The sequence below is a fragment of the Trichlorobacter lovleyi genome (assembly GCF_015239775.1).
Lineage (GTDB): Bacteria > Desulfobacterota > Desulfuromonadia > Geobacterales > Pseudopelobacteraceae > Trichlorobacter > Trichlorobacter lovleyi_B.
Window position 1 is genome coordinate 1,494,246 of the sequence record NZ_CP058409.1, and the last position, 14,168, is coordinate 1,508,413.

General features: G+C 47.9%; 9 protein-coding genes. All 9 read left to right on the forward strand.

Translation table 11 applies throughout. The annotated features are described in order from the left end of the window. The first annotated feature begins 884 nt into the window (after nucleotides 1-884). The 9 genes from FY034_RS06860 to mdh all read left to right on the forward strand — a co-directional run bounded on the left by FY034_RS06860 (nucleotide 885) and on the right by mdh (nucleotide 14,070). A complete protein-coding gene (locus tag FY034_RS06860) occupies nucleotides 885-1,733 on the forward strand; it encodes a phage integrase N-terminal domain-containing protein (protein ID WP_265554658.1) in 849 nt (282 codons plus the stop codon). A 539-nt stretch (nucleotides 1,734-2,272) separates the two neighbouring features. Continuing rightward, nucleotides 2,273-2,620 (forward strand): hypothetical protein, encoded by a 348-nt coding sequence (locus FY034_RS06865; protein ID WP_265554660.1) that lies wholly within the window; start codon nucleotides 2,273-2,275, stop codon nucleotides 2,618-2,620. Nucleotides 2,621-2,683: 63 nt separating this feature from the next. After that, nucleotides 2,684-5,167 carry a CHAT domain-containing protein gene (locus FY034_RS06870; RefSeq protein ID WP_265554662.1) on the forward strand — a complete coding sequence of 828 codons (2,484 nt, stop codon included), beginning with the start codon at nucleotides 2,684-2,686 and terminating at the stop codon, nucleotides 5,165-5,167. A gap of 408 nt (nucleotides 5,168-5,575) precedes the next feature. Further along, a complete protein-coding gene (lepA, locus tag FY034_RS06875; RefSeq protein WP_265554664.1) occupies nucleotides 5,576-7,378 on the forward strand; it encodes a translation elongation factor 4 in 1,803 nt (600 codons plus the stop codon). A gap of 12 nt (nucleotides 7,379-7,390) precedes the next feature. After that, on the forward strand, nucleotides 7,391-8,041 hold the full coding sequence (lepB, locus tag FY034_RS06880; protein WP_265554666.1) for a signal peptidase I: 651 nt from the start codon (nucleotides 7,391-7,393) through the stop codon (nucleotides 8,039-8,041). Between the two features lie 19 nt (nucleotides 8,042-8,060). Then, complete coding sequence (aspS, locus tag FY034_RS06885) at nucleotides 8,061-9,857, forward strand: aspartate--tRNA ligase (RefSeq protein ID WP_265554667.1); 1,797 nt, start codon at nucleotides 8,061-8,063, stop codon at nucleotides 9,855-9,857. Nucleotides 9,858-9,863: 6 nt separating this feature from the next. Then, on the forward strand, nucleotides 9,864-10,562 hold the full coding sequence (locus tag FY034_RS06890; protein WP_265554669.1) for a LysM peptidoglycan-binding domain-containing protein: 699 nt from the start codon (nucleotides 9,864-9,866) through the stop codon (nucleotides 10,560-10,562). A 205-nt stretch (nucleotides 10,563-10,767) separates the two neighbouring features. Beyond that, entirely contained in the window at nucleotides 10,768-12,996 is a 2,229-nt protein-coding gene (locus FY034_RS06895) for an NADP-dependent isocitrate dehydrogenase (protein WP_265554670.1), read from the forward strand. 108 nt (nucleotides 12,997-13,104) lie between these two features. Then, nucleotides 13,105-14,070: a malate dehydrogenase gene (gene mdh, locus FY034_RS06900; RefSeq protein WP_265554672.1), complete on the forward strand. Its 966-nt coding sequence runs from the start codon at nucleotides 13,105-13,107 to the stop codon at nucleotides 14,068-14,070. The last annotated feature ends 98 nt before the right edge of the window (nucleotides 14,071-14,168 follow it).

Consider the following 14,168-nt stretch of genomic DNA (forward strand, 5'->3'; position numbering starts at 1 on the left):
TTTTCAGGCGACTGCATCGTATATTGTCATAAAATAAGGGGTGATTTTGAAACTGCCTCGGATCTATTGACAGCAGGTATGATGCCGGGAGAAAATGGCATTATACTTCAATTTCCCAACAGGAAAACCGCCAGACTCGTTTTTTAGCTGGCCTTCATGCCATACGGCATAATCATTTTGTTGATTTCACGATGACAATCGTGTGGGCGTTCTGTCCTCACTTAAGGTTTTGCATCTTGCTGCCTATGTACCGGCAGCCGGGTGCTGCAAGCACTCGCAGACCTTTCCATTTTTCGTCCGTCCGGACGCAAGCAAATTTCCCTGATTTTAATAATGGGCAGCGACCTGCCCACTGCACTTGGAGATATTTATATCGTAAAGGGCGGTCGCTTGTCAGAAGTTGTATGCTGACAAGCTGCCTTGGTGTGCAGCGTCAGTGCGTTATGACTGCCTGCATGCCGAGGCAAACTCCCATCCATTTTCCGACAGGACAAATATATAACCAGATGATGGGCAATAGCCCGTCCAAGATGTGCAGCGTCACTTGCCTGCAAGTGACGCTGATTAAAGTACATAATTGTCAGTATGTTAAGACGATTATGCACAGTGACACCCCCGTGACGGTTTGAGGGGCATCACTGGAACTCCGGTTGTTCACATATATTCCCTCCCATTGTTGTTCCCTCCGATGCCCGGTTGCATTCCGATGCACCGCATGCCGTCACGCGTGCCGTTTAGGCACGGTCAGGTATGTCCTGACTATCTCAATGCGTGTTCTCCATTCCTGCCAAGGTGCTGCAGGCTGGACACCAGTGCAATGCTGGTGAGGCGCTTACACTCAACCACCTTTTGGCCATGGCATTGGCCCAAGAAAGGAGAAAACAATGGGTAAATTCAAACCACTGGAAGTTCAGGCGTTGGAACGGATAGGTAAAAACTGGAGCAAAAGTAAGCTCACGCGAGAAGGGCATCTGCAACACACAAAAGAGTTCGCAATCTATGTTGCCAAACGCTTCGGCCTGGAGCGCATCGAGCATCTGAAACCAGGACATGTACAGGCATATGTCGCACACCTGCATGAGCGTGGACTTAACCATGGTACGATTGCCAACAGACTCGCTTCTGTACGTCAGCTGGCACAGGCAATCGGCAAGGCCAACATCGTTGAACGTACCAATGATGCCTATGGTGTCATGCGTACAAGAATGAATCCGGTTATTGCTGACCGTGATAAAATTGACCAGATAAAATCAGAACTGAAAACAATGGCTGATAACGGTGACAGGGTAGCCATGATGACCTACGCAGCATCACTGCTGCGTGATGCGTTTGGTCTTCGAGCTAAGGAATCAATCATGTCTGCAGTAATGATACAGCACGAGGGTAAACTATTTCTTCGCGTGGAAGGTGCCAAAGGTGGCCGGACACGCGATCTTGAAATCAAAACACCTGACCAGCTGTCAGCAGCGCACAATATTGAAAAAGTAGCTGCACTACTTGGCTCAGCAACCGGTCGCGTTATACCTCCAGAGTTATCACTAAAAGAAGCATACAATGCCCAAAGGGCCTTATGGGCAAGTCTTGGCGGTACTCGTGAGAACAGGACACATATGCATGCCCAGCGTCACGACCACCTGCAAGTAATGCATGCAAATGGAGCAACCAATGCGGAAATGATGAAACAGGCTGGTCATGGTGAAGACCGTTCGCCTGGTCATTACATCCCTAAATAGCAACTCATAAAACAACGCCCCCGGATCAGTGTTCTACTGATATCCGGGGCGTTTTGCGTTCAGGTTCAAGAAACGTGAAGAAACAAAGAAACTGAACAAACTTTAAGAAGCTATATCGAAAAAGGGTGTTGGTCCCTTTTTGAGAGTCTTATCCCGCCGCCCTACATTTAAAAAATACATCTATTGCATAGCTTCAGCTAGAAACTCCTTCCAGCCAAGCACCTGCACCCCCATTCCGGATATTGATGCTGTGAAAATAAGGTAATTATGTGGTAGCCATGCAAGGCCGGTCGAAAGATCGGCCTTGTTCATTTTCGCTAGACTTCATCCCTATAGCCCGAGTGAAAGCATTCCTTGAATCATACCAGCATGCCGCCAAAAGTAGTGCCGAGTTTAATGGCTTCGACAAGTTTGAATGAGAGCTCGGTTTTGGATAATAAAATATTGAAAAAATCCAATACAAGCTGTAAATAATTGCAAAAATGAAAGATTCTTGGCTTTAAATGCTGAGATAAATACTAATTTTTGAGGGATATCACATGTTTGACCATATTTTAAACATAGGTGTCCAAGGGGTACTTGCAATTGCTAACGGAGCAACCGCTTTGTTTGGTGGTACACCTGATGTCCCTCCAAAACCTTTTGAGAAAGGTGAGTGGAAGTGTCGTAGATTTTGTACTGATATTCAAAAGATTACTATTGATAAAGGTAAATGCAGCCTCACGGTGGGCAGTAATGAATACAATGGTGAATGTACCATAGCTGAAAATGTTATTACTATTAAAGATAAAGATAAAGAGTATAAATGGAAGATTGGTGGTGATGGTTTAATGCTGGTTGAGTTGTATGATGAAGAAAAAAAGCAATGGGTAAAAATGTATCCATAAATATTATATGTTTAAAATTAAATATTTATATAATATAAAAATATAAATATAATTTAGGTGCTTATGATTGTTTATAATTTAAATAAAAAACTTACTAAATGTATTAATTATAGAATAATATTCTTGTTAACAATATTATTCTATTCGTCAATATTAAGTGGCTGTGCAAAACCACATAGCAGTGCACTTGTATGGTTAAATCTAGGTGCTAATGAGGCAGCTTGGAACATAATATCATCTGAGGTCAGAAAACCTAGTGTTTCTTCAGATGAAGACCTCTGCGAATTACACACGGCAAATCTTAAAATACTTCAGAGCATCGTTTTATTCAATTACGCGCCGAAAGATCCAGATTTAACTGCCAAGATTTCCTATGATTATGTTTTGGAAAATTGTGACAAATATAGAATGAAGCAGGGGGTTGCTGAAAATCAGTATGGTTTGTACTTCCAGGTTACTAAGCGACCTGGTTTAGCAATCCAGCATATCAAAAACTCTGTGCGCTATTTTGAACCAATTTCATTTGAGAACTTCTCAAATGAAAATATATTAGCAAATTTGTTTTCTGATATGGGACTTTTTGAGATTAGGGATTTACATAGAAATAAAGCTATCAAGATAGCAAATAGTTACTTTAAAATACCTAAAAGTTATAGTGTATTTGAGTTTGATGAAAGAAATCAAAATTTAGAATATATGCATGTTTTAGAGCAAAAGTTAGAAGACTTGTCATTATCAGAAGATGGTAAAAACAAATATGAAGAAATGCGTGCACTTTGGAGTGAAATAAAAAATATTAATAGCAATTGGTCTTTTAATAATAACAGGCATTTTGTATATTCTCGTGCTTTACATTATTTCACAGAAGCAGGTGATACTGATTTTGCACGCACATTGTTAAATGAAACTAAGTCAAATAGATGGCTTTTTGTATTTCCAGAAATAACTGAATTAATACTGCAGGCAGGTGAGGCTAAAATATTATCTAAGGAAGGTAAATATAAGGAGTCAGCCGAATTATGGAATGATTATATTAATAAGTTTCCAAAAGTGTACGGACGAAAGCCTTCAGGTAATGATTATAGAGTCGTTGGCTTGGCAAATGAACAGGCAGGTAACTATGACCAAGCTATTATTGATCTAGAGAAGGCTGTTAATGAGTTTGAAACAAAGCGCTCAAGCTTTGAAGTGGCTCAAAGAGGGCAGGTTATAAGCGGCCTTACTGTTACAGCTTATTGGGGGCTGTTACGCTCATATGTCTCTAGATACATGAAATCAGGTTCCCTTGGTGATTATCAGGCAGCACTCCATACGGAAGGGCGATTAAGGGCGAGGCAGTTTTCTGAGCTGTTGGGAATTAATAATGCCGAGAGCAGGCAAATTGAAGCTATGCTTAAGCCTGATGAACTGCTTATCAACTACATTGTTACAGATAAAAGTATTGTAGCTTTTGCAATTAATCAGCATGAAAAAGATCTTTTTTTGCTGCCGCTTGATTCGAAATGGCTTAACTTTAAGGTTAAAAATATAAAAGAACGGTTGTCAAGCCGTGGTGGGGTAGATCAGATCACGGCGGACTTGATGGCGGTAAGTAAACTGCTTATGACGCCTATTGAAAATAAGCTGAAAGCTAAAAAAAGGTTATTAGTTGTTACTGATGGTTCTTTGGGAGTGCTTCCCTTTACGTTGCTTTCAAGTTCAGTGTCAGATTATAGACCGATTGTTATGGACCACGAGGTCACTCTTTTCCCCTCAATTTCTTATCTACAGAAAGTAAGAGAGGTGGATGCGCCTGTAAAATATGATAAGTCGCTGTTTGCTATTGCGGATCCGGTATTTGATAAAATGGTACCGCCAAAAACTTTCAGAGGTGATAGTGAATTTTTCTATACTCGCGCGGTGAATGAACTAAATCTGTTTAGCCCACTTCCTGAGACACGGACAGAGGTTGAAAAAATATCACAGTTGTTTAGGCCTGGTAGTGTCAATATTGCTGTTGGGCAAAATGCATCCAAAAATTACATAAAAAAACAATCGCTGTTAGGTTACAAGTATCTGCATTTTGCAACTCATGGAATACTTGGAAATCAGGTCCCCGGTGTTGTTGAGCCATCTCTTGTTCTTTCCTCTGACTCCCAGAACCCAGAAAGTTCGTTCTTTACAATGAGTGAAATTGAGAAACTAAAAATTAATAGTGATCTTGCAGTTCTTTCTGCCTGTGATACGGGCAATGGAAAATATTATACAGGAGAAGGAGTGATGGGGCTTAGTCGCGGCTTTCTGCTTGCTGGCAGTAAATCAGTCCTTGCTACTCTTTGGCCCATTGACAGTAATGTAACGGTCAGCTTTATGACTTCTTTTTATAGTCATTTAAAGTCAGGTAAAAGCAAGTCTGAGAGTCTCCGTCAGACACAGCTCGAATTTATGAAGAATGGATTAATAGGCTCTTCAGCGTTTCGTGGCCTTAAAGTTGTGGAAAGCAAAAAAACAAAAAATCTTGGTTCTCATCCGTACTACTGGGCTGCCTTTATCCTTACAGGGGAGTAGACAAAAATGGATTTTGTATGCTTTATTGAGCCTTTTCTTGTCGTGTTCACAAGATATCGTCATGGATGTCCTGCACAATAATCCGAGTTTTGCTATCTGGTAAATCCGTGAAATGGTACCCTAAAAACCGTATCAGATCTGGCCATAAATCTGGCCTTGCAAACAGGACTAAAATGGGGTAGTACTTGTACACAAATTTGCACACGCGGGCGCTTTTTCCGGGTTTTTGCCTCTAATAAATGCAAGTACTTAGAGTTACTAAAAAAGTAGTGCCGAGTCTCGTCTTCGGCACCAACTAAATTATAAGGCTCCTTCTCTTTGTAGAAGGGGCCTTTTCTGCTTTACATTCCAGCAGTTGTTCATTATTCTTCCTAATTCTATCCGTTCATCAAAAGTCAGTGAGAGTTCATGGATATCAGTAAGATTCGTAATTTTTCAATTATCGCCCATATAGATCACGGCAAGTCCACATTGGCAGATCGCCTGTTGGAATACACCGGTGCACTGACTGCGCGTGAGATGCAAAGCCAGTTTCTGGATAAGATGGATCTGGAGCGTGAACGTGGCATTACCATCAAGGCCCAGACCGTACGTCTGAACTACACGGCTGATGATGGAACCACCTATGTTCTTAATCTGATCGATACGCCCGGGCATGTGGACTTTACCTATGAGGTGTCCCGCTCACTGGCTGCCTGCGAAGGTGGTTTGCTGGTGGTTGACGCCTCACAGGGTGTTGAGGCACAGACGCTGGCGAACGTGTACCTTGCTTTGGACAACGACCTGGAGGTCTTTCCGGTATTGAATAAGATTGACCTGCCAGCAGCTGAGCCGGATCGGGTCAAGCACGAGATAGAAGAGATTATCGGAATTGATGCCCATGATGCAGTGCTGGCCTCTGCCAAAGAGGGGATCGGTACCCGTGAGATTCTTGAGGAGATCGTTAAGAAGATCCCGGCTCCGCAGGGTGATGCTGCTGCCCCGCTTAAGGCGCTGCTTTTTGACTCATGGTATGACCAGTATCAGGGGGTTATTATTCTGGTCCGCCTGTTTGAAGGCACCCTGAAAAAGGGAGACAAAATTCAGCTCATGTCAACCAACAAGGCCTATGAGGCGCTTAAGGTTGGTGTGTTCTCGCCGGTGATGGTCGAGGTGCCGCAATTGGCAGCAGGTGAAGTCGGGTTTGTGATCGCCGGTATCAAGGATGTGGCAGATGCCAAGGTCGGTGATACGGTCACGCTGTTGCATCGGCAGTGCGCTGAGATGCTGGGTGGATTCAAAGAGGTCAAGCCGATGGTCTTCTCCGGCCTCTATCCCATTGATACCGCCCAGTATGAGCAGCTGCGAGATGCGCTTGCGAAGTTGAAGCTGAATGACTCCTCGTTTTCTTTTGAACCGGAGACATCGGTCGCTCTGGGATTCGGTTTTCGCTGCGGCTTTCTGGGGCTGCTGCATATGGAGATTATTCAGGAACGGCTGGAACGTGAGTTCGGCCTTGACCTGATCACCACAGCGCCGACAGTTGTCTATCGGGTGCATAAAATGAACGGTGACGTGTACTCGATTCAGAGTGCCAACCAGATGCCTGAACTGCAAAGCACGGAATATCTTGAAGAACCGTTCATTCTGGCCCACATCCACGTGCCCAATGATTATGTCGGTGGTGTACTGGCGCTTTGCGAGGATAAGCGTGGCGTCCAGCGGGAGATCAAGTATCTGACTCCTACGCGGGTCATGATTATCTATGAACTGCCATTGAACGAAATTGTGCTTGATTTCTACGACCGGCTTAAATCGATTACGAAGGGTTATGCCTCACTGGATTATGAGCATCTGGAGTACCGGCGCAGTGATCTGGTCAGGATGAACGTCTTGATCAACGGAGAGGTTGTTGATGCCCTGTCGCTGATCCTGCACCGTGACAAGGCATACTTCCGTGGCCGGGATCTGGTCTCTAAGATGAAGGAGCTGATTTCACGCCAGATGTTTGAGGTGGCCATCCAGGCCGCCATTGGTAGCAAGATTATTGCCCGTGAGACGGTTAAAGCCATGCGCAAGGATGTGTTGGCCAAGTGCTATGGCGGTGATATCACCCGGAAACGCAAATTGCTGGAAAAGCAGAAGGAAGGCAAGAAGCGGATGAAGAACGTTGGCAACGTTGAGCTGCCCCAGGAGGCATTCCTGGCGATCCTTAAAGTTGACGACAAATAGGAAGGGACATTCATGGCGGATCTGAACGAGCAGCAGCAGACTGAAGAGATTCAAAAAAAGAGTCTCTGGCGTGAGTATACTGAGTCGATTATCATTGCTGTGCTTCTGGCACTTGTTATCCGGACCTACGTGGTGCAGGCCTTTAAGATTCCTTCCGGTTCCATGGAGGATACACTGCTGATCGGGGATCACCTGCTGGTCAGCAAGTTTATCTACGGCACCAAGCTTCCCTTTACGGATATCCAGATCCTTAAGTTGCGCGACCCCAAACGTGGTGATGTCGTGGTTTTTGAGTATCCGGAGGACCCGCGTAAGGACTTCATCAAACGGGTGATTGGTGTTCCCGGAGATGTGGTTGAAGGTAAAGACAAGAAGGTCTATGTCAATGGCAAGCTGTATGAGAATCCCCATGAAGTACATAAAGAGCTGGATATAATACCCAAAGAACAGAATCCGCGTGATACCTTCGGGCCGATTGTGGTGCCCGAGAATTCCTATTTTGTGATGGGGGACAACCGGGATCGCTCCTATGACAGCCGTTTCTGGAAGTTCGTCCGCCGGGATCAGCTGAAAGGTCTGGCATTCATCAAATATTGGTCTATTGACGGGCCATGGTACAAGTTCAATATCCGCTGGCGTAATATCGGGCGGTTGATCGACTAACTAACTGGAGGATCAGCATATGGATACATTGGGAAACTGGAAACGTTCTGACTACTGCGGTTGCCTGACTGCTCAGGATATTGGCCGTGAAGTGGTATTGATGGGATGGGCTCTGCGTCGTCGTGATCATGGTGGCCTGATCTTTATAGATCTGCGTGACAGAGAGGGGATTGCACAGGTTGTGTTTGATCCGGAGGTTAATGCGTCTGCTCATCAGGTGGCTGAAGGCGTGCGCAGCGAGTACGTACTGGCCATTAAAGGCAAGGTTATTCCCCGTCCGGAAGGTACCGTTAACCCCAATATGAAGACCGGTGAGGTGGAGATTCAGGTGGCTGAATGCAAGCTGCTGAATCGTTCCAAGGCACTGCCATTCATGCTGGATGAACATAGCGAGGTGAACGAGAATATCCGCTTAAAGTACCGCTATCTGGATATGCGTCGTCCTCAACTGGCACAGAACCTGATTCTTCGCCATCAGGTGGCACAGGTTACCCGCCAGTACCTGACTGACAACGGTTTTTTGGAGCTTGAGACACCGTTTCTGACCAAGTCAACCCCTGAGGGTGCCCGCGACTTCCTGGTGCCGTCCCGGATCAACCAGGGGCAGTTTTATGCCCTGCCACAATCCCCCCAGATCTTTAAGCAGATCCTGATGATTTCAGGGTTTGATCGCTATTTCCAGATTGTACGCTGCTTCCGTGATGAGGATCTGCGTGCTGACCGCCAGCCTGAGTTTACCCAGATTGACTGTGAGATGTCGTTCATTGACCGGGAGGACATCATCACGGTCATGGAGGGGCTGATTGCACGGGTATTCAAAGAGGCCAAAGGGGTTGAGGTTCAGCTGCCGGTAGAGCGGATGACCTACCAGGAGGCGATCCGCCGTTTTGGTGTGGATAACCCTGACCTGCGTTTTGGCCTGGAACTGGTGGAACTGACTGATATTGTCAAGGGATCAGGTTTCAAGGTCTTTAACGAAGTGGCTGCCAATGGCGGCATCATCAAAGGGATCAATGCCAAGGGGTGCGCCACGTTCTCCCGCAAGGATATTGAAGATCTGACCAGTTTTGTCTCTATTTATGGTGCCAAAGGTCTGGCCTATGTCAAGGTAACTGCCGAAGGCTGGCAGTCACCAATCACCAAGTTCTTCACTGAAGCTGAGATCGCGGCCATGAACGGCGCCTTTGGGGCAGAAGAGGGTGACCTGCTGCTGTTTGTGGCAGATAAGCCCAAGGTGGTCAATGACTCGCTGGGCAAGCTGCGCAATCAACTGGCATCGCTGCTTAAGCTGACTGATCCTAATGTGTTCCATTTTGTCTGGATTACCGACTTCCCGCTGTTTGAGTGGGATGAGGATGACAAACGCTGGTGTGCTGTGCATCACCCCTTTACTGCGCCGATGGATGAGGATGTGGACTATGTTGAGTCTGACCCCGGCCGTTGTCGTGCCAAGGCCTATGACCTGGTGTTGAACGGCAATGAGATCGGTGGCGGCTCAATCCGTATCCACCAGGAGCATGTGCAGTCGCTGATGTTCAAGATGTTGGGGCACTCAGAAGAAGATAAGCGTGCCAAGTTCGGCTTCCTGCTGGATGCCCTGGAATATGGTACACCGCCCCACGGCGGCATTGCCTTTGGCATGGACCGTTTGATCATGCTGCTGACCGGTTCTGACTCGATCCGTGACGTTATTGCATTCCCCAAAACCCAGAAGGGAACCTGTCTGATGTCGGAAGCCCCTTCGGCAGTCGACACCAAGCAGCTGCGCGAACTGGGAATCCGCTTGGCAACACCTGCCGGCACACCGGCAGCATAATATGTAATGAAAACACTAGTGCGCCTCATACTGCTGACTCTGGTGCTGATGACAATGGCTGGCTGTGGTGGTCATGACCCGATTTGGCGTATGAAGGCGCAGTTGACGTTGCTGCAATTGCAGGACGAAAATGCTTCTGATGCTTACCCTGATGATTACACGAGCATCAGCAAAACTTTTCTGTTTGGTGAGCTCCTGCTGACTGAGGAAGATGAGGCGGAGCTGGCTGACGAACAGTTTAAGCTGGCGTATCAAAAGGGTGTGCTTCTGAAACAGGAGCTCCGACAGTATAAAGAGAGGCTGAAAGAGGAAGCTCGTCTTAAGTTGATTGAAGAACAGGCTGTTCGTGAAGAAGAGGAACGGGCACGGCTTGAGGCTGAGCGTAAAAGAGAACATGAGCTGCTTGAAGCCCAGAAGGCCCTGCAACGAAATAAGGATGGCGAAGCCGCTGCAGGTGAGGGGGCTAACCATGTCACGCAACTGACCACGTACACGGTGAAGCGCGGTGAAACCTTGCCCCAGATTGCCGCCCGGCCCGAACTCTATAATGATGCAGCACTTTGGCCATTGATTTACCGGGCCAACCGGGATCAGATCCGGGACCCCTATCAACTCTGGCCGGGACAGGTTTTAAAAGTACCTCGAAATTTCAGCAGAGACGAGGCCCTGGAGGCACGTCGACAAGCCCACCGCCGCGGTCAGTAATCCCCCCGTTTTTAGCCGTATTAAACCTTTGCCGCTCCGGCAACAAGTTTCGTTAAACATACAACATTGAAAAGATTTTTCCTTGACAGTCCGAGGCCTTTTGCATACTGTATACACGATTTAATGCTGACGTTGTCTATACTGATTGTAACTAGTTGCAATCAGTATATTAAATTTTATATATACCAAAACACAAGGAGAGAACATGGCAACTGAATCAGCAAAGATTATCTGGTCAAAGATTGATGAAGCACCTGCACTGGCAACCTACTCGCTGCTTCCTATCGTTAATGCATTCACCAAGGCAGCCGGCGTTGTTGTTGAAACCCGCGACATTTCTGTTGCTGGCCGTATTATCGCAAACTTTCCTGACTATCTGACTGAAGAGCAGAGGATGCCTGACTATCTGGCTGAACTGGGTGAACTGACCCAGAAGCCTGAGGCAAATATCATCAAGCTGCCCAACGTCAGTGCCTCAATTCCTCAGTTGAAGGCAGCCATCAAGGAACTGCAGGAGCAGGGATACAAGCTGCCTGATTATCCTGAAGAGCCGAAAACTGATGCAGAAAAAGAGTTGCATGCACGCTATGCCAAGTGTCTGGGGAGCGCCGTTAACCCCGTGCTGCGTGAGGGTAACTCTGACCGCCGTTCGGCAAAGGCTGTTAAAGAATATGCCAAGAAACATCCCCATAAGATGGGCGCATGGGCTGCCGATTCCAAGACTCACGTGTCCTGGATGGAGTCCTCTGACTTCTATGCAAATGAAAAAGCCGTAACCATGGAAAAAGCCGGCAATGTAAAGATTGAGTTTGTTGACAAGGCCGGTAAGGTCACCGTGCTGAAAGAGAAACTGGCACTGCAGGCTGGCGAGATCCTTGACGGTACTTTCATGAGCGCCAAGGCTCTGCGTAAGTTCATTCAGGAGCAGATTGATGATGCCAAGGCTAAAGGGGTGCTGTTCTCGGTCCACCTGAAGGCCACCATGATGAAGATCTCTGACCCGATCATGTTCGGTCATTTTGTTGAGGTTTACTACAAGGATGTATTTGAGAAGCACGCAGCAACCTTTAAAGAGCTGGGCGTTAATCCAGACCTTGGTATGGGCGATCTGTACCTGAAGATTGCCAAGCTGCCTGCAGATAAAAAAGCTGAAATCGAAGCTGATATTCAGGAAGTCTACAAGAAGCAGCCGCCTCTGGCCATGGTTGACTCCGACAAAGGGATCACCAACCTGCACGCCAGTAACGACATCATTATTGATGCCTCCATGCCGGTGGTAATCCGTGATTCCGGCGGTATGTGGGGACCAGACGGCAAACTGCACGATGTCAAGTGCGTCGTACCTGACCGCTGCTATTCACGCTGGTATCAGGTGTGCGTTGATTTCTGCAAGAAGCACGGCCAGTTTGATCCGACCACCATGGGCTCAACCTCGAACGTTGGTCTGATGGCTCAGAAGGCTGAAGAGTACGGCTCACACGACAAGACCTTTAAGATTGCAGCTGACGGTACCGTGCGGGTGGTTGATGAGGCAGGCAATGTGCTGATCCAGCACGAAGTAGAAGCCGGTGATATCTGGCGTGGTTGCCAGGCTAAAGACCTGCCGATTCAGGACTGGGTCAAGCTGGCTGTACGTCGTGCCCGTGCAACCGGCGCACCGGCCATCTTCTGGCTGGACAAAAACCGCGCTCATGATGCCCAGATGATCCTGAAAGTGGAAAAATATCTGAAAGACCACGACACCAACGGTCTCGATATTCAGATCATGGCACCGGTTGATGCGATGCTGTTTACCTGCGAGCGCGCAAAAGCCGGTAAAGACACCATCACCGTTACCGGTAACGCCCTGCGGGATTATCTGACCGACCTGTTCCCGATCCTCGAGCTGGGCACCAGTGCCAAGATGCTCTCCATCGTGCCGCTGCTGGCTGGTGGCGGTCTGTTCGAGACCGGTGCAGGCGGTTCTGCTCCCAAGCACGTACAGCAGTTTGTCCAGGAAGGCTACCTGCGTTGGGATTCACTGGGTGAGTTCCTGGCGCTGGCGGTCTCCCTTGAGCACCTGGCTGCAACCTTCAAGAACGAGAAGGCCCAGTTGCTGGCCGATACCCTCGACCAAGCCAACACCAAGTTCCTGGATCAAAACAAGAACCCGGCCCGTAAGGTTGGTCAGATCGATAACCGCGGCAGCCACTTCTACCTGGCCATGTACTGGGCCGAAGCCCTGGCTGCTCAGACCAAGGATGCAGATCTTGCTGCACGTTTCGCCAAGGTGGCCAAGCAGCTTCAGGAAAATGAAGAAAAGATCAACGCAGAGCTGATCGGTGCCCAAGGCAAGCCCCAGGATCTGGGCGGCTACTACAACACGGACCCGGTCAAGACCGAAAAGGCAATGCGCCCAAGTGCAACGTTGAACGCTATTGTTGATGCCATCTAAGCTTCTGTTGTTTCGGGGAGTCGGTCCTCCGGCTCCCCTTACATATTTCAGGTATAATCAGTTGTTGGTGTAAAATAGAAACACATTCCAAACGAGGAGGAAGAAACAATGGGACGTAAAAAGATTTCATTGATTGGCGGCGGACAGATTGGTGGCGTTCTTGCTCAACTTTGCGCACTGCGTGAACTGGGTGACGTTGTTCTGTTTGACATCGTGGAAGGTATGCCCCAGGGCAAGATGCTGGACATCGCTGAGGCTTCACCGGTTGACGGTTTTGACGTCTGCCTGCAAGGTACCCAGGACTACAAGGATATTCAAGGCTCCGACGTTGTTATCGTTACTGCCGGTCTGCCCCGTAAGCCCGGCATGAGCCGTGATGACCTGATTGCAACCAACTCAAAGATCATGACCTCCGTTTCCGAAGGGATCAAGCAGTACGCTCCCGGCGCATTCGTGATCGTTATCTCCAACCCGCTGGATGCCATGGTTACCCTGTGCCAGAAGATCACCGGTATCCCTGCCAACCGCGTTGTTGGCCAGGCTGGCGTGCTTGACTCCGCACGTTTCAAGGCCTTCATTGCCTGGGAACTGGGTGTGTCTGTGAAAGACGTTTCCGCCATGACTCTGGGCGGCCACGGCGACGACATGGTTCCTCTGGTTCGTTATGCCGCAGTGAACGGCATTCCTGTTATGGAACTGCTGGAGCAAAAGTACGGTGCAGACAAGGCCAAGGAAGTCATGGAAGCGATGGTTAACCGTACCCGTCTGGCTGGTGGCGAAGTTGTTGCCCTGCTGAAGACCGGTTCCGCTTTCTATTCACCGGCTTCTTCCGCCATCGCCATGGCTGAGTCTGTTCTGAAAGATCAGAAGCGCGTACTGCCTACCTGCTGCCTGCTGAACGGTGAGTTCGGCGTGAACGGCTACTATGTTGGTGTGCCTGCTGTTCTGGGCGCAAACGGCGTAGAAAAAGTTCTGCAGTTCAAGCTGGATGCAACTGAGCAAGCCATGATGGACAAGTCTGTTGCAGCAGTAAAAGGTCTGGTTGACAGCCTTGACAGCATTCTGAAAGGTTAATTTGCCTTTTACAGGCTCTGTCGTGCCTGCAAGAGAAGGGTGGTTTATTGGCTGCCCTTCTCTTGCCGCATAAAGAGCCGTTATTTCACACCTCCGAA

What these genes read in the sequence shown, in the direction of transcription:
- FY034_RS06860 (WP_265554658.1), top strand. Translation starts at nt 885, where the DNA reads ATGGGTAAATTCAAACCACTGGAAGTTCAGGCGTTGGAACGGATAGGT.
- FY034_RS06865 (WP_265554660.1), top strand. Translation starts at nt 2,273, where the DNA reads ATGTTTGACCATATTTTAAACATAGGTGTCCAAGGGGTACTTGCAATT.
- FY034_RS06870 (WP_265554662.1), top strand. Translation starts at nt 2,684, where the DNA reads ATGATTGTTTATAATTTAAATAAAAAACTTACTAAATGTATTAATTAT.
- lepA (WP_265554664.1), top strand. Translation starts at nt 5,576, where the DNA reads ATGGATATCAGTAAGATTCGTAATTTTTCAATTATCGCCCATATAGAT.
- lepB (WP_265554666.1), top strand. Translation starts at nt 7,391, where the DNA reads ATGGCGGATCTGAACGAGCAGCAGCAGACTGAAGAGATTCAAAAAAAG.
- aspS (WP_265554667.1), top strand. Translation starts at nt 8,061, where the DNA reads ATGGATACATTGGGAAACTGGAAACGTTCTGACTACTGCGGTTGCCTG.
- FY034_RS06890 (WP_265554669.1), top strand. Translation starts at nt 9,864, where the DNA reads ATGAAAACACTAGTGCGCCTCATACTGCTGACTCTGGTGCTGATGACA.
- FY034_RS06895 (WP_265554670.1), top strand. Translation starts at nt 10,768, where the DNA reads ATGGCAACTGAATCAGCAAAGATTATCTGGTCAAAGATTGATGAAGCA.
- mdh (WP_265554672.1), top strand. Translation starts at nt 13,105, where the DNA reads ATGGGACGTAAAAAGATTTCATTGATTGGCGGCGGACAGATTGGTGGC.